This is a genomic window from Algoriphagus sp., from assembly GCF_024305035.1.
In the GTDB taxonomy this organism is placed as follows: domain Bacteria; phylum Bacteroidota; class Bacteroidia; order Cytophagales; family Cyclobacteriaceae; genus Algoriphagus.
The window spans coordinates 54920-70832 of the sequence record NZ_JAMWZB010000020.1 but is presented as its reverse complement, the minus strand read 5'-3'; the positions used below and the strand labels follow the sequence as shown (position 1 = coordinate 70832).

Sequence of the window (15913 nt, the reverse complement as noted above, 5' to 3'; positions counted from 1 at the left end):
CTATTCAAACGAGCTCTTGGTCTTTTTGCCATGCCTCAATAGGAAAAATAAGGCGCAACAATATTGCTTTTTTCGACCATTTCTATGATATCACTCAGTACTGTGTGTTATTTTCCTTATTTTACTGCTTCAGAAAAAAGAATTCCTAATGATCAAAAAACACCTACTCACAATTTGGGTACTTTTCCTGATTGCCAGCTCCGCATTGGCCCAAGAAAAAGACCCCATCTCCTGGCAGGATATTGCTACTTGGAAATACATGCCCGGGCAATCATTTCGACTCTCTCTCGACGGTCAGTGGCAAGCATTTGGCCTCGTTCAGACCGAAGGTGACGCTGAGATCATCCTCCAGAAAGTTGGGGATGATTCCAGTAAAAAGACCTTTAAAATCGGTTCGACCAACTACCCCTCCATGCAATTCAGTGAGGATGGGAAATGGTTTGTCTATACCGAATACCCCACGTTTGCTCAGAAAAAAGCCAATGAAAAAAACAAAGGCAAGGCTTTGAAGAACAAGGCAATTCTGATCAAGTTGGGAACCGAAGACAAAAAGGAATTTGAAAATGTATCCAATTATTCTTTCAATGGAGAAGCTTCCAGCGTCTTGGCCATTAACCTATCCAAAGAAGGCAATGGTGATGCCCGAGGCTCAGATTTGCTGATTTATCATCTAGCAACCGAAAAAGCCCAGAACATCGGAAATGTCGCTGATTTTTCTTTCAACAAAGCGGGAAATTATCTCGCCTACACCGTCGATGCGGCCAATCAGTCCGGCAATGGGCTTTATCTGATGAATGTCCCCGCCAATAGCATTCAAATTCTCGACTCGGACAAAGCTTCTTACCGTTCACTTAATTGGACTGAAAAGGGTGAGGCTTTTGCTGCCTTGAAACTTATTAAAGACAAAAAATACAAGCAGGATAAGGGACAGGTCATCGGGGTGAAAAACCTAGCCGATCCTCAAGTGACGGTGTATAATCCAGAAAAGGATTCAGTCAATTTTGATCCGGCTTATACCATTTCCCAAAACAGAAGTCCGATGTGGGCGGAGGATTTGACTCGACTGTTTTATGGAATTCACCCCTTGGTTTTAGCGGAAAAAGAGGAAGCCAAAAAGGAAGTGGATCAGGACTCTGTTAAACAGGCTGAAGCGGAAGTCATGAAAAAAATCATGGCCGACACCACGATCAAATCTATCTCCGATTTGCAAAAAGCGATCGCCAAATTGGATTCTGGGAAGGTGAAAGATAAAAAAGGCGATGAGGCCGACACACCAGACATGACGATCTGGCACTGGAATGATAGTCGTCTGCAGTCCCGACAGCAGGTCATGCAAAACCAGGATAAAAACTACAGTTTCTGGGCGATGTACGATGTCAATGCAGCGAAGCATATTCAACTTCAGGATAGTAGCATGCGTGAATTGAATATCTTGGACAAGGAACGCTATGCGTTGGGTTCAGATCTGCAAGCCTATGAATTGGATGGAAATCTAAATGGGCAAAGCTATCGGGATTTTTACATCGTGGATCTGAAAACCGGAGAAAAGGAGGAGCTATTCACTGAATTTTATCTTCCTAATTATTCCTCTTTCCCGAGGGAATCTCCAGATGGTACGAAATTGATTTATGGTCTCGATGGACATTACTACATTTATGACATTCCTTCAGGACAAAGCCGAAATATTACCGAAGGCATGCCGGTTTCTTTCGTCAATGTAGAGGATGACCACAATATCGAAAAGCCGCTTTATGGAGCATTGGGCTGGAGTTCGGATAGCAAATACGTACTCATCCGGGACGGTTGGGATATCTGGCAAATTCCTGTTACCGAATCCAAAGAAACCCCCGTCAACCTTACTGTCAACGGCAAAACGGATCAGGTTCGCTATCAATACCGATTTACTTTAGACCCAGAGGAGAAGGGGATTGACCTGAGTAAGCCTGCTTTCATCCGCATGTATGGCGAATGGACCAAGAAAAGTGGAATCGCTAAACTCACTCCGGCACGGAGAGGGGGAATGAATCCAGGTGCTGAGGTTTTGATTTGGGAAGATGCCAATGTGGGTAATCTCTCCAAAGCCAAGAATGCGGATGTCTATTATTTTTCCAAAGAAAAATTCAATGAACCCACCCAAATCTACTTGACGGATGCTTCTTTGACAAATCCGATACAGGCGACGGAAAATGCGCCGGATGCTGGAAAATACGCTTGGTCATCCGGAACCATGCTCGTGGATTATGTCTCCGATAAGGGCGACAAACTTCAGGGCACACTCTTTTTACCCGCAGGGTATCAAGAAGGAAAAAAATATCCCACAGTAGTTTACTATTACGAAAAACTCTCCCAAACCCGCCACAATTGGTCCAATCCGGGCTATGGAGGGACAGGTTGGAATCCCGGCGTTTATACCTCCAATGGGTTTGCGGTCTTCATTCCGGATATCGTTTACAAGCTGGACGATCCGGGAATGTCGGCCGTTTGGTGTGTGATTCCTGCCGTGAAGGAAGCGATCAAAACCGGGGTGATCGATGAAAACAATATCGGTATTCACGGTCACTCTTGGGGCGGTTACCAAACTTCCTTCCTGATCACACAGACGGATATGTTTAAGGCCGCCGCCGCAGGTGCGCCACTGACCAATATGATTTCTATGTATGACTTGATTTACTGGAATTCGGGTGGGGGAAATATGTCTATCTTTGAAGCTTCACAGGGGAGATTCCGAGGAGCACCTTGGGAAAACTGGGAAGCCTATGAGCGAAACAGTCCGGTTTATCACGTGAAAAATGTCAAAACTCCGCTTTTGTTGCTCCACAATGACAAGGACGGTGCCGTAGACTTTACCCAGGGAATCGAATATTATTCCGCTCTTCGTCGCTTGAAAAAACCGGTGGTGATGATGCAGTACAAAGGCGAAAATCATGGACTCAGCAAGCTGGAAAACCGAAAAGACTACAGTGTGCGGATGATGGAATTTTTCGACCATCATCTCAAAGGCGAGGCTGCTCCCGACTGGTGGAAAAGCGGAGTGAATTTATTGGACTTGGATGAGCATCTGAAGGAAAGAGCTTTTTGACAGATACTAGAGACTAAATACAAGTAGTAAGAAAAATCCCCCGGTTGAATATTCGGGGGATTTTTGGGTTTAGATGAGACCTGCTTCTTTCAGTTCTTTTTTTAGATCGTGGTAAACTTGTAGTAATTGTCCATCGGTAGGGGGAGCTGATTTTCGTTTTGACAATGGCTCGGAAACCTGAGCGGGAGAAGCGCGGACAACTTTGAATTCAAATTTTTCACCGATTTCCAAGGGCCTTTTTAGCCAATCAAGATGTTCATCAGCCTCATTTAAGCCTCCTAAACTGATTTGCAGTGCCTTTCGATGCGGATTGTGAATCGATTCAAAAATTGCAGTAAAAACCCCATTTTCCAAGCCAAAAACGATCTGCTCTTTTTTACTTTTAAATTCAAAAGCTAAAATCTTATCTTGATCCAATTCAGTCATTTTCAATGTCGATTAATCCTTTTTCGAGCAATTTTTTTTGAAGATCCCTGAAAGACCACAGCTTGGACTCTAGGACCGATTTCTTGCTTTTCTCCTTGGGGTGTCTTTTAGTTGGCTCTGTGGCTTCCTCTGTTTCAACTACCTTAATTTCAAGCTCGTCACCTTCCTTTAGATTCCATTGTCCCCACACAGAGCGAAAATCAAAATTATAGCTGGAACCCGTCACAGAAAGATCCAACTCATCTCGACCGTTAATTTTGACCCGGGTGAAAATCAAAAATGTGCTCCCCGTCTCGGCAGCAATTAATTTTTCATCTTTAAAAGAAATCTCAAATCCAATCATACTAGAACTTTTAGATCATATTTCTCCTAAGTTAATAATATTCTAAAACTCTCCTTAGATTTATTACTCTTGTCTAAACTATGATGTTACGAATTATTTTAACATTTTTTCTTCTGCTCTCAAGCTATTCCCTTTTTGCTCAGCAGGATCTAGGCTTGGAAAAGCAGCTCTTGGTCAAAGTATCACCATTGAGTTTCTTTGAACCGGAGACGATAATCATACAGGGGGGATTAGAGTATTTTTTTAGCAATGAAGTCAGCATTCAATCGGAATTAGGAGTGAATGGGGGACTATTCGGAATGAAAGCCGGAAGAGGGAAAAATGAGGATTTTAGGATTTGGAGGAGTAAAAGTGAGCTCAAGTTCTATTCGAAAAAATACTATTGGGCGATTGATTTTTTTGTGGTCAATAAGGATTTTATTCGTATTGACGACCATTATATGCCATTCAAACGAGAAATCCACTATAATCGGGCCCGGATAGAATTTCAGGTATTTGGAGGAGGATTGAAGTTTGGGAAGCAGCTTTTTATTTCCAAAAATCTTGTGATGGACATGTATGGAGGTTTGGGAATACGATGCAGGTATCGTGACGTTGAAGTTTTAGAATTAGCAGAATTTCAAAACCGGGAATTTTTTGAAATTGGAAACCCCTTTGCGGAGCGCTACCGCTTTACGGGCTGGGATACTGTACCTCATCTTACGATTGGAATCAAGGTGGGGATTTTGACAGGGGACTTGGATTGAATGGACTAGGGCTTTTTAAATCAAGCGTTCGCTTTCTAAGTCTTCCTTTAATTTTAGATACATTTTCAATTTCGCCTCATCGGACATTTCTCGATGCTCAGCTGTTGCTTTTTTGGGTAGGTTGATTGTTTTTTCCTCAGTTTTTAAGATTCTAATGGGTGAGAAATCCATCTTCTTCGATGGTCATTGTTTCATGATACCCTAAACTAAACTGGTATCGAACAAGTCGATGAAATGTCGCAGCCAATACACCTACGCAATTTAAAAATGGAATTTTACCAAAGAAAACTTCAATTTTATTTCATATCGATGAAGAGCATAAGGCTATTTTTTTCAATTAAATTTTTCTTTTCTTTTAAAAACCCTTTCAAATTCCTAGATTAAAAATATACCCATCACTTTTAGCATGAAACCTGACATTACTTTTGACTCGATCATTATCGGCTCAGGCCAAGCAGGGAATCCCCTCGCTTTTTTTCTCGCTGCTCAAGGCGAAAAAGTGGCACTAGTCGAAAAGGGAAAATTGGGCGGTACCTGTGTCAATACGGGCTGCACTCCTACCAAAACCTACGTTGCCTCGGCTAGACGAGCATGGGAACTAACCCTTTCCAAACGTTTGGGTATTTATACATCAACCACTCTGGAAATCGACCTGAAGCAAATTTGGCAGCACAAAGAAAATCTCATCAATTCTACACGAGCGGGCCTTCAGCAGGGACTAGAGGAGAATAAGCAAATCAAGGTATTCAATGGAGTAGGGAAATTTCTCCAACCCAACCTGATCCAGGCTGGAGATGATCACCTTGAAGCCAAAAAAATCTACATCAATGTCGGTACGAGGCCTCGGATTATTCCTGGTTTTGAGAATACCCGTTACTTAACCAATGAAAGCATTTTGGAGTTACAAGAAATTCCAGAACATCTCTTGATTGTGGGGGGAAGTTATGTGGGATTGGAGTTTGCCCAGATTTTCAAAAGACTTGGCAGCCAGGTAACCGTTTTGGAAAAGGGTGAGCGAATCATCCATCAAGAAGATCCTTTGCACTCGCGACTTGTCCAGGAAATCTTAGAGAAAGAAGGAATTCAATTTGAACTTCAATCCAATTGTCTCTCCGGGAAAAATTGGGGCAAATCCCAGGTGGAAGTTCAGATGGATTGCCATGGAGAAAAAAAAGCAGTCCGGGGAAGCCATTTACTCTTGGCCACCGGAAGACAGCCCAACACGGACCTACTTCAACTCGAACTAGTTCACCTCACGCCAGATGAAAAGGGCTTTATCCCCGTCAATGAAAAATTGGAAACTACTATATCGGGTATTTATGCATTGGGAGACTGTAATGGAAAAGGGGCCTTTACCCATACCGCCTACCATGACTTCGAAATCATCAAAGACCATATCAGCGGATCCAAGAAGAAAAAAATCAGCGATCGTATCCTCAATTACGCCCTTTATATCGACCCACCGTTTGCGAGGGCCGGCATCACTAAAACTCAAGCTCTAAGCTCGAATGAAAGTTTCTTATTTGCTGAAATGCCCATGTCCCAAATCAATCGAGCCAAAGAAAAGGGGGAAACGCAGGGGAAAATGGAGGTTTTGGTCGAAGAGAAAAGTGGCTTGATTGCAGGTGCAATGATTTGTGGACCAGGTGCAGACGAAATCATCGGTATATTCCTTACAGCCATGTATGGAAAATTGCATGTTGATGTACTGAAGAATGGAGTTTTTACTCATCCCACGGTTACAGAATTAATTCCTACGCTTTTACAATCCCTCCAGACTCTCAAACAATGAAAAAGTCTCAAAAAGTCCTCGCAATCATCAATTTGGTAGTCTTATTGGCACTCATGTTTTGGAATTACCGGGTCAACTCGGTCGGAATCAACGGCAATACAGTGGGCTCTTTGAGCAGGGAATATGAAAACTTCTTTACACCTGCATCCTATGCTTTTTCGATTTGGGGTTTGATATTTTTGAGTTTGACTGCTCAAGCGATTTACCTGGTCAAGTCCGCTTTCAGTCAGGGTGAAAGCCAATATATCTTCCAAATGGGACCTTTTTTGATTCTTGCCAATCTGCTCAATGGTGCTTGGCTTTGGTTTTGGCTGACTGAGCAGACAGGATGGAGCGTAGTGATTATGCTGGGAATTTTAGCTTCTTTGGTTATGATCATTCTACGGCTGAATATGGAGCGCTGGCATGCACCCCGCTTCATCATTGGTTGGATTTGGTGGCCAATATGCCTCTATTCAGGCTGGATTGCGGTAGCTACCATCGCCAATTTTTCGGCTTATCTGGCTAAGATAGGTTGGACAGGGGGACTGGACGAACTCACATATACTATCATCATGATTTTAGTGGCGACAGGATTGAATTTGTGGATGATTTATGCCCGCTCTATGCGTGAATTTGCTTTGGTGGGAGTATGGGCTTTGGTGGCTATTGCTGTTAGACATTGGGGAGAAATCCCATCCTTACAATTTTCGGCCTTGGCCGGTACAGCGTTGATATTTCTCTATAGTTCTTACCATGGATTCAAAAACCGGAAATCCAATCCTTTCAATCCAAGGAACTTTACTTAAAATTTGATTTTCAGCTAATTAAAAATTAGCTAAACGAGGAAAGTAAAAAAATTAAATGTAGACTATTAACTGAAATGTGACTTTTTTCCATCTACATTTGCGCAATTTATTGAAGGAGTCTTAACCGCCTATCGTCTTTATGCTAGTTTCAATTCTCTTATTACTTATCGGATTGGTCCTTTTGGTCAAAGGAGCCGATTGGCTCGTGGACGGAGCTTCTGTCTTGGCCAAAAAACGAAATGTTTCAGACTTAGCGATTGGTCTGACGATCGTGGCTTTTGGCACTTCTGCTCCGGAATTGGTAGTCAATGTGGTGGCTGCTTCGGGCAATTATCCGGACATTGTTTTTGGCAATATCATCGGTTCCAATAATTTCAACCTTTTTGTGATTTTGGGGCTATCGGGACTGATTATTCCGCTTTCAGTACAGTCCAGTACGGTTTGGAAGGAAATTCCCTACTCCCTTTTGGCAGCGATTGTGGTTTTTTTCTTGGCCAATAATTACTTCGTTGACGATACACGAGAAATTTCTCGATTTGATGCGGGTATTTTACTCGTTCTCTTTGCAGCATTTTTGTATTACGTCGCGACCCAATTAAAATCCGAAGAAGGAGGGGAGATAATCGCGGTGAAAGACTATTCCACACTTAAAATTTGGACCCTGATAATCATCGGGCTTGCTGGTTTGGTTTTAGGTGGAAAACTGGTGGTAGATAATGCGGTCTCAATGGCCCAATCGCTGGGGGTCAGCGAAAAAATCATCGGCTTGACTATCGTAGCAGCGGGCACTTCACTGCCCGAGCTAGCCACTTCAGTGGTAGCTGCTTATCGGAAAAATACTGACATCGCTATCGGGAATATCATCGGATCCAATATTTTCAATATTTTCCTGATTTTGGGTGTCAGCGGCCTAGTGCGTCCCCTTGGATTTAATCCTTCTTTCAACACGGATATTTATATCTTAATGGGAGGTACGATCTTTTTGTTTTTTGCGATGTTTACTGGAAAACGTAAAAAATTGGATCGCTGGGAAGCGTTTATTTTGCTGTCGACCTACTTGTTATATACGGGTTATTTAGTAGGAATGGAGCGTTGAGCGCTTCAGTAAATCAGCCCTTGTCCTATAGGTCGAGATTATTGGCTCCGTTGTATCCTAACATTTGATTCTTTGCAATCTCAATGGATTTTACTACATGCTGAAGGCTTTGAATATTGGGATCTAGGGCATGGTCAAAGTCACTGCTTCGAAAGGAAAACTGTTCCCCCTCCTCAAATAGCTCATCTATAGCTTTGAACTCTGAATGCATAGCTACATTTACCAGGGCGATGAAAACCTGGATTTTTGCATTTTCCAAAACCCCAAAGGCATTTTTTACTTTTTCTTGATAAGTCATAGTGATTGGTTTAAATGTTGAATAAAGGCTGGACGTCAACCCCAATATCCAATACTGGGATAGCTTCAAAATCCGGAGGAAATGGAGTTTATGTTTTTTTCTCCTCATATTCACCGGATTTATATCCTATGGTCAAGGAAATAAATTTACAAATAGATCGAAGTTTAATCTAATTATTGACAGTAAATGTCAGTAATTAGATTGCTGATTCTTAGGATGAACCACGCTTTTGGTCGGTTCAAAATTTCCTCTTGCCATTGATAAAAATTAGGGGTTTAATCCGCTTAAAGAAATTTAAATTGCATTACTTAATTTGGTAAAGTTTAATTTGCCAGCCCAGCCTATAAACCTATGATGACCCCAAAATTACCCTTTCGGTTATTTCTAGCCGTATTCACTTTTGCCCTGCTTGGCAGTTTTTCCGTCTATTCTCAAGGAAAGCTATTGGGTGAAATTCAAGATCAGGATTCGAAACAAGCCCTTCCTTTTGCTTCAGTAGCAGTTTATTCGGAAGCCGATAGCCTCATTGGAGGAGGAATAACTGGGGAAAACGGTAACTTCTCGATTGACTTGCCCTATGGAAGATTTTACGCCCTCATCGAATTTATGGGTTTTGAGTCAAGGCGAACTCCACTTTTTGAGCTTTCCAATTCAAAAAAACAACAGGATTTGGGAATCCTATTTCTTCAGTCTTCGGACAAAGAATTGGAGGAAGTGGTGGTTCAAGGGGAAAAAACGCTAATGGAGCTTTCCTTGGATAAGCGGATTTTCAATGTGGGAAAGGACCTGGCTAATGCAGGAGGAACAGCTACGGATATTTTGATGAATTTGCCCTCTGTAGCAGTCGACCCGGAGGGAAATGTTACGCTTCGGGGCTCAGGAAATGTTCGGATTCTGATTGATGGGAAGCCTTCGGGTTTGGTGAGTTTCAAGGGTTCCTCAGGCCTTCGTCAGCTTCAGGCCAATCTCGTGGAGCGGGTCGAAGTCATCACCAATCCTTCGGCCCGATATGAAGCCGAGGGAATGGCGGGAGTGATTAATATCATTCTGAAAAAAGACAGCAAGCAGGGCTTCAACGGTTCCTTTGAAGTAATCGCAGGAAATCCCTTGAATCTTGGTTTTTCGACCAATCTCAACTACCGGAAAAACCGGATCAACTGGTTTATCAATTACGGTTTTGCCCGGCGCTATCAACCCTATGTCAGTGAGCAGTATCAAGAAGTCTATGAAGGGGGAAATACCTTGATTTTGAATCAGGCAAATTCCGGGGAGCTACGAGGCTGGAACAATAATATCCGCGGTGGATTGGATTATTTTTTCTCTGAGCAGAGTATTCTAACTGCATCCTATCTCTGGAGACGAACGGACGGACGACGCATTACCGACATTCGCTATGAGGACTACTTGAATTCGCTCGAAAATTTTCAAGGCTACTCTCTTCGAAGGCAAGACGAAAAGGAAAAGGAACCTAATTCGGAAATAGCTGTCAATTATAAGCGGACGTTTGCCGAAAAGGGGCATGAACTCACGGGGACTTTGACCTATCTGAATTATTGGGAAAACTCCGATCAGCTTTTCACTGAGTTTCGCTTTGATCCCAAAGGAGAGGAAGTTCTAGGCGAGAATTTATTGCAAACCTCGATTAATGATGAATTTGAGAATCAATATTTACTGCAGCTTGACTATGTAAAACCGCTGGGTTCGGAAGGTAAATTTGAAACAGGAATTCGGACGAGTTTCCGAGAAATGGAAAATGATTTTATCGTTTCAGAAGAAACCGAAAACGGTGAATTACTGCCCATCCCAGGTTTGGATAATATTTTTCTTTACAATGAAAATATATTGGCCGCTTACGGGATTTTGGGGAATAAAACCGGCGACTTTACTTATCAGGCAGGCTTGAGAGCCGAACACACCGATGTAGAAACCATTTTAGCTGAAACCAATGAACGGAACCCTAGAAGGTACACCAACTTATTTCCAAGTGCACACTTGACCTACAATATTTCTGAAGAAAATGCATTTCAGCTCAGTTATTCTCGCCGTGTGCGTCGTCCGGTTTACAACGACTTGAGTCCTTATGTCACCTTCTCTGATCAGCGAAATTTCTTCAGCGGCAATCCCGATCTGGATCCTGAATTTACCGATGCCTTTGAACTGGGCCATATCAAATACTTTGAGGGGGGAACGCTTTTTTCGACTGCCTATTTTAGAAATACCACCGATAAAATCGAGCGGATTCGAACGGTCAATGAAGAGGGATTTGCTACGACTTTGCCCTACAATTTGACTGGGGAGCAATCCTTCGGTTTAGAATTCAGCGCAGATTATCAGCTCAAGGAATGGTGGAAGCTGGACTTGAACCTAAATTTCTTCCATGCGGATATTGATGGCAGTAATGTACAGGCGGATTTCCAAGCTAAAACCACTTCGTTTTTGGCCAGGCAAACGTCTCGATTTATTTTAGAAAATGGCTGGGATTTGCAAATTCGGGCGAATTATGATGCCAGACAACGAACGGCTCAAGGGATTCGAAAGGGGATTTTCTTCATCGATCTGTCAGCCAGCAAACAGATTTTGCAAGAGCGGGGAAGATTGATTTTCACAGCCAATGATATCTTCAATTCCCGCAGAAACCGATTCATCATCGAAGGGGAAAATTTCTTTACCGAAGGGGATTCCCAATTCGTGAGAAGACAGCTAAACCTGACCTTTTCTTACCGATTTAATCAGTAATTGAATTCTTCCTTTTCTATCCTTTCGCTCAGCAATCACCCACTATGCTTACCAAGTTAATTTCCCTAAGTTTTGGTTTTTTCCTATTTACGCAAATGCTCTTGGCCCAGAAAATCAATGACAGCTATCGCTTAACTATGAAAAAAGCAAATTCTCCGATTGTCATCGATGGAGTGCTCAATGAGCAAGCTTGGCAAGAGGCCGAAGTGGCGACGGATTTTTTTATGATTACGCCGATGGATACCAGTTTTGCCCAGGTTAGAACGGACGTCCGCATGACTTATGATGATCAGAATTTGTATTTGATCGTGGTGAATTTTCACGCGGTGGAGGGGCCTTATATGGTCGAGTCGCTTCGGCGGGATTTTAATTTTGGGAAAAACGACAACTTCCTGCTTTTTATGGATCCGTTTGACGATCAGACCAATGGGTTTTCTTTTGGTGCCAATGCGGCCGGTGCTCAGTGGGATGGGATTATGTTTAATGGGGGTTCGGTAGATCTAAGTTGGGATAATAAATGGACCTCAAAAGTCACCAATTACGAAGATAAATGGGTCTTTGAGGCAGCCATTCCCTTTAAATCCATTCGCTACAAAAAAGGGATCAAAGAATGGGGGATTAATTTTTCTCGACTGGATCTGAAAACTACCGAAAAGTCGGGTTGGGCTCCGGTCCCTCGTCAGTTTCCTTCGGCCTCGCTAGCCTACACAGGGGTGTTGGTTTGGGATGAGGCGCCGCCGGAGGCGGGAGCTAATATTTCGGTGATTCCGTACGTATTGGGTGGAATTTCCAAAGACCAAGAAAATCGGGGAGAGAATCAATACCGGAGGGAATTTGGGATGGATGCGAAGATTGCTTTGACCTCCTCTTTGAATTTGGATTTGACGGTTAATCCGGACTTTTCCCAAGTTGAAGTCGATCGTCAAGTGACCAATCTGGATCGATTTGAATTGTTTTTTCCCGAGCGGAGACAGTTTTTTCTTGAAAATGGTGACCTATTTGCCAATTTCGGATACAATACCATCCGGCCATTTTTCTCGAGGAGGATCGGCCTTAATTCACCTATTGAGTTTGGTGCTCGCTTGAGTGGAAAAATCAACAAGGACTGGAGAATCGGAGCGATGAATATGCAGACAGGAGGAGTAGATTCCGAAGGTTTGCCATCCCAGAATTTCACCGTGATGGCTTTGCAACGCCAAGTAGGCGCCCGCTCCAATATTACAGGAATTGTAATCAATAAACAGTCACTCAATTACAATCCAAATCCTGAATCTGAGCATCCCATTTACAGTCAGTATAATCGAAACCTTGGTCTTGAATATAATCTCGCCTCTTCCAATAACCTGTGGACGGGAAAGGCCATGCTGCTAAAAAGTTTTGGGCCGGATGGAAGTCAGGATGGATTTGTTCATGCAGCAAACTTGAGGTATGCTTCCGGAAATCTTACCTGGAATTGGCAGCATGAGTATGTATCGGAAAACTATACGGCTGAAGTAGGTTTTGTCCCCAGAAACGGATTTTACAAAATCTCACCCACACTGGGCTATCGCTGGTTTCCCAAAAGCGAAAAAATCCTAAGTCATGGACCGGATGTAGGGACGACTTTTTTCTTTAACACCAAAGGGGAACAAACGGATAATACCACTTTTGCTGCCTACAATGTCAAATGGCGAAGTCAAAGTACGTTTATGCTGTGGGCGGGCTATGATTTTGTAAAACTGCAGCGGCCCTTTGACCCTACCAATTTTTCTGGGCAAACACTCCCGGCAGGAACCAATCATACTTGGCGAGCTTGGGGGACAGAGTATGCGTCCAAGCCACAGAGTTTATTTACCTATAGTTTTTCCACCCGAATGGGAGGCTATTATGCCGATGGCAATCGCTACAATGTCAGCACGGAGATGGGGTATCGCTTTCAGCCCTTTGTGAGCATCGCGATGAATACCAATTACAATCGGATCATTTTGCCTGAGCCCTGGGGAACCACCAACTTTTGGCTGATCGGTCCACGAGTGGATGTGACCATGACCAATACGTTATTTTTCACGGCATTTGTCCAGTACAATGAACAGATCGAAAATATCAATTTGAATACCCGGTTTCAGTGGCGATTCCAGCCGGCTTCGGATCTCTTTATTGTGTACACGGATAATTACCTTCCTGCTCCTTTTTACACCAAAAACCGATCAATCGTGCTGAAATTCACCTATTGGTGGAATGTCTGATAGCCATAAAAAAAAGCTCCCAGCGTAATTCTGAGAGCCTTTGTCAATTTTAAAAGGATTATTCATTCACAGGGAGTAGCTTTACCAAAAGTCCAGTCCCTTCGGTGATCGCATAGAGGTATCCATCAGGGCTTTCGGAAACTGTTCTTACCCGTCCGATGTCTTGAAACATTACTTCCTGAGAAAGCGCCTCTGTTCCTTCCATATCCACCCGGTTGATGTGCATTTTGGCCAATGCTCCGATCAAAATATCACCTTTCCAAGCGGGATATTTATCCGAAGTCACCAAGGTCATTCCGCAAGTTGCAATTGAGGGGACATAGTAAGTCACAGGTTGCTCCATTCCTTCTTTTTCAGTAATTTCAGTAATCGGCGTGCCATCGTAATTAATGCCGTAAGTGATCACCGGCCAACCGTAGTTTTTCCCTTTTTGGATCAGGTTGAGCTCATCACCTCCTTGTGGTCCGTGCTCTACTTCCCAAATTCGATCATTGGCTTTGTCGTAAACCAGTCCTTGTGGATTTCTGTTTCCATAAGTCCAAATGGAGCCAACAGCGCCTTCTTCATCTACAAATGGATTATCCGCAGGAATACTTCCGTCGTCATGGATTCGGTGGATTTTACCGTGTGCATTGGTCAGATCTTGTGCGTTTTCAGGCTTATTTCCTTTGTCTCCGTTGGAGAAATAAAGGTATCCCTCATTGTCAAATACGATTCTGCTCCCGAAGTGTCGTCCACCTTCCCATTCGGGCATGGCAGTGATCAGTTCTTCCTGTTCTATGGCATTGATTCCGTCAAGCTTAAATCGCATAATCGTCAAGGCTCCTTTATTATCTGGAAAAGGCTTGGCGTAAGCGAGGTAAATCCAGCCATTTTCATCGTATTTTGGATGAATAGCGACATCGAGCAGTCCAGCTTGATTGACTTCATGAACCTCCGGAAGTCCTTGGATTTTTTGTCCGGTAAAGGCATCATCTTCGAAAATTAAGATTTCTCCTTTTCGTTCAGTGATCAGCATTTTTCCGTCAGGGAGCCAAGTCATACCCCATGGACTTTCAAAATCCGAATACAGGGTATCAAGCTTGATCAGCATTTCATCTGTTTGTGTCGCAAATGTTGCATCCACGGTTTCCTCTTGCTCTTCCAAGACCGCTTGATCGACCTCTTTGGACTCACAAGAGAAAAGCAAAGCTGCTCCAACTACTCCCGAGAGTAATGGATAATAGGGGGATAGTTTCATAGATTCAGTATTTAAGCTCACAAGATAATACATCCTCATGGAAAGCTCAATGGGAATCCTTTCAGAGGTTCCAAGCGGAGATGGATTGATTGGATTTTGCGATCAACCTGAGTACCTCATCGACCATGGTATCAGAGCCGATGAAAAGTGGAGTCCGCTGATGAAGGGAAGTGGGTTGAATCTCTAAAATCCGCTGAAAACCATCCGAAGCTTTGGCCCCAGCCTGCTCAGCAATAAATGCCAAAGCATTGGCTTCATACAAAAGCCTGAGTTTGCCACTCGGGTTTTTTTGGGTTCCCGGATAAAGGTAAATCCCTCCTTTAAGTAGATTTCGATGAAAATCAGCGACCAAGGATCCAATATATCGGGCAGAGTAGTAGCGTTCTTTGCAGGTTTGAATGTATTTCTTAATCTCAGAGAACCACTGTTTTTCCAGGCCCTCATTAATGGAATAGATTTTTCCATCTTTCGGAGCCTGGATATCTGGGTGTGAAAGGAAAAATTCTCCCAAAGACGCCTCATAAGTGAAGCCGTTTACGCCAAATCCGGTGGTATACACGAGCATGGTAGAGGAGCCATACAGCACATATCCCGCGGCTACCTGTTCACTGCCCGGCTGCATGATATCCTCTTCTTGGATAGGAGAACCAATGGGTGTTTTTCTGCGGTAAATTGAAAAAATCGTCCCGATACTGATATTGACGTCAATATTTGAACTACCATCCAACGGATCGATGGCTACGACATATTTCCCGGAATTGTTTTGAAGATCAATCACCGCGTCTTCTTCTTCCGAAACAATGGCGCAAACTTCGCCACCCTTGCTCAAAGCGCGCATAAATCGGATGTTTGCAATAACATCAAGTTTTTGCTGCTCTTCGCCTTGTACATTGATTTGGCCAAAAGCTCCGCCGATATTAGCCAATCCGGCCCGATTCGTTTCGCGATTGACTATCTTGGCGGCCAAAGCGATATCCCGCAAAAGCTGGGAGAGTTCGCCGGAGGCAAAAGGGAAATCGCTTTGTTTGAGTTTGATAAATCGATCCAGGGTGACCCCGACCGAGTAAGCCATTCCGCTTTGATCCGGCTGATAAGGTAGAATTTTCATAAATTAGAAAAGTGCAATTATTGGGTTTATATCTTC

12 protein-coding genes are annotated in these 15913 nt (G+C 43.3%); 7 read left to right on the top strand and 5 right to left on the bottom strand.

Translation table 11 applies throughout. The features are described 5' to 3' along the window. Positions 1-148 precede the first annotated feature (148 nt). A complete protein-coding gene (locus Q0L00_RS12670) occupies positions 149-3079 on the top strand; it encodes a prolyl oligopeptidase family serine peptidase (protein ID WP_297337252.1) in 2931 nt (976 codons plus the stop codon). Between the two features lie 69 nt (positions 3080-3148). Here Q0L00_RS12670 and Q0L00_RS12665 read toward each other — a convergent pair whose 3' ends face one another. Further along, positions 3149-3505 carry a hypothetical protein gene (locus Q0L00_RS12665; RefSeq protein ID WP_297337251.1) on the bottom strand — a complete coding sequence of 119 codons (357 nt, stop codon included), beginning with the start codon at positions 3503-3505 and terminating at the stop codon, positions 3149-3151. Continuing rightward, a complete protein-coding gene (locus Q0L00_RS12660) occupies positions 3498-3848 on the bottom strand; it encodes a hypothetical protein (protein ID WP_297337250.1) in 351 nt (116 codons plus the stop codon). Before Q0L00_RS12660 ends, Q0L00_RS12665 begins: the two co-directional genes overlap by 8 nt. 80 nt (positions 3849-3928) lie before the next feature. On the opposite strand from Q0L00_RS12660, the gene Q0L00_RS12655 reads away from it, so the two are divergent. The 4 genes from Q0L00_RS12655 (at position 3929) to Q0L00_RS12640 (ending at position 8270) form a co-directional block, all read left to right on the top strand. Beyond that, positions 3929-4594, top strand: coding sequence for a DUF3575 domain-containing protein (locus Q0L00_RS12655; RefSeq protein ID WP_297337249.1), 666 nt, complete (start codon positions 3929-3931; stop codon positions 4592-4594). A 406-nt stretch (positions 4595-5000) separates the two neighbouring features. Then, complete coding sequence (locus Q0L00_RS12650) at positions 5001-6386, top strand: mercuric reductase (RefSeq protein ID WP_297337248.1); 1386 nt, start codon at positions 5001-5003, stop codon at positions 6384-6386. Further along, entirely contained in the window at positions 6383-7174 is a 792-nt protein-coding gene (locus tag Q0L00_RS12645) for a tryptophan-rich sensory protein (RefSeq protein ID WP_297337247.1), read from the top strand. The genes Q0L00_RS12650 and Q0L00_RS12645 overlap by 4 nt, the downstream gene beginning before the upstream one ends. A 139-nt stretch (positions 7175-7313) precedes the next feature. Then, on the top strand, positions 7314-8270 hold the full coding sequence (locus Q0L00_RS12640) for a calcium/sodium antiporter (protein ID WP_297337246.1): 957 nt from the start codon (positions 7314-7316) through the stop codon (positions 8268-8270). A 25-nt stretch (positions 8271-8295) separates the two neighbouring features. On the opposite strand, the gene Q0L00_RS12635 is transcribed toward Q0L00_RS12640, so the two are convergent. After that, positions 8296-8568: a hypothetical protein gene (locus Q0L00_RS12635; protein ID WP_297337245.1), complete on the bottom strand. Its 273-nt coding sequence runs from the start codon at positions 8566-8568 to the stop codon at positions 8296-8298. Positions 8569-8919: 351 nt separating this feature from the next. On the opposite strand from Q0L00_RS12635, the gene Q0L00_RS12630 reads away from it, so the two are divergent. Continuing rightward, entirely contained in the window at positions 8920-11304 is a 2385-nt protein-coding gene (locus Q0L00_RS12630; protein ID WP_297337244.1) for an outer membrane beta-barrel family protein, read from the top strand. A 44-nt stretch (positions 11305-11348) separates the two neighbouring features. Beyond that, positions 11349-13529 carry a DUF5916 domain-containing protein gene (locus Q0L00_RS12625; RefSeq protein WP_297337243.1) on the top strand — a complete coding sequence of 727 codons (2181 nt, stop codon included), beginning with the start codon at positions 11349-11351 and terminating at the stop codon, positions 13527-13529. Between the two features lie 58 nt (positions 13530-13587). On the opposite strand, the gene Q0L00_RS12620 is transcribed toward Q0L00_RS12625, so the two are convergent. Then, the gene (locus Q0L00_RS12620; RefSeq protein ID WP_297337242.1) at positions 13588-14769 is read right to left on the bottom strand and encodes a PQQ-dependent sugar dehydrogenase; all 1182 of its coding nucleotides are present in this window, start codon (positions 14767-14769) and stop codon (positions 13588-13590) included. A 61-nt stretch (positions 14770-14830) separates the two neighbouring features. Then, on the bottom strand, positions 14831-15877 hold the full coding sequence (gene fbp, locus Q0L00_RS12615; RefSeq protein ID WP_297337241.1) for a class 1 fructose-bisphosphatase: 1047 nt from the start codon (positions 15875-15877) through the stop codon (positions 14831-14833). Positions 15878-15913 lie beyond the last annotated feature (36 nt).

What these genes read in the sequence shown, in the direction of transcription:
- Q0L00_RS12670 (WP_297337252.1), top strand. Translation starts at nt 149, where the DNA reads ATGATCAAAAAACACCTACTCACAATTTGGGTACTTTTCCTGATTGCC.
- Q0L00_RS12665 (WP_297337251.1), bottom strand. Translation starts at nt 3,505, where the DNA reads ATGACTGAATTGGATCAAGATAAGATTTTAGCTTTTGAATTTAAAAGT.
- Q0L00_RS12660 (WP_297337250.1), bottom strand. Translation starts at nt 3,848, where the DNA reads ATGATTGGATTTGAGATTTCTTTTAAAGATGAAAAATTAATTGCTGCC.
- Q0L00_RS12655 (WP_297337249.1), top strand. Translation starts at nt 3,929, where the DNA reads ATGATGTTACGAATTATTTTAACATTTTTTCTTCTGCTCTCAAGCTAT.
- Q0L00_RS12650 (WP_297337248.1), top strand. Translation starts at nt 5,001, where the DNA reads ATGAAACCTGACATTACTTTTGACTCGATCATTATCGGCTCAGGCCAA.
- Q0L00_RS12645 (WP_297337247.1), top strand. Translation starts at nt 6,383, where the DNA reads ATGAAAAAGTCTCAAAAAGTCCTCGCAATCATCAATTTGGTAGTCTTA.
- Q0L00_RS12640 (WP_297337246.1), top strand. Translation starts at nt 7,314, where the DNA reads ATGCTAGTTTCAATTCTCTTATTACTTATCGGATTGGTCCTTTTGGTC.
- Q0L00_RS12635 (WP_297337245.1), bottom strand. Translation starts at nt 8,568, where the DNA reads ATGACTTATCAAGAAAAAGTAAAAAATGCCTTTGGGGTTTTGGAAAAT.
- Q0L00_RS12630 (WP_297337244.1), top strand. Translation starts at nt 8,920, where the DNA reads ATGATGACCCCAAAATTACCCTTTCGGTTATTTCTAGCCGTATTCACT.
- Q0L00_RS12625 (WP_297337243.1), top strand. Translation starts at nt 11,349, where the DNA reads ATGCTTACCAAGTTAATTTCCCTAAGTTTTGGTTTTTTCCTATTTACG.
- Q0L00_RS12620 (WP_297337242.1), bottom strand. Translation starts at nt 14,769, where the DNA reads ATGAAACTATCCCCCTATTATCCATTACTCTCGGGAGTAGTTGGAGCA.
- fbp (WP_297337241.1), bottom strand. Translation starts at nt 15,877, where the DNA reads ATGAAAATTCTACCTTATCAGCCGGATCAAAGCGGAATGGCTTACTCG.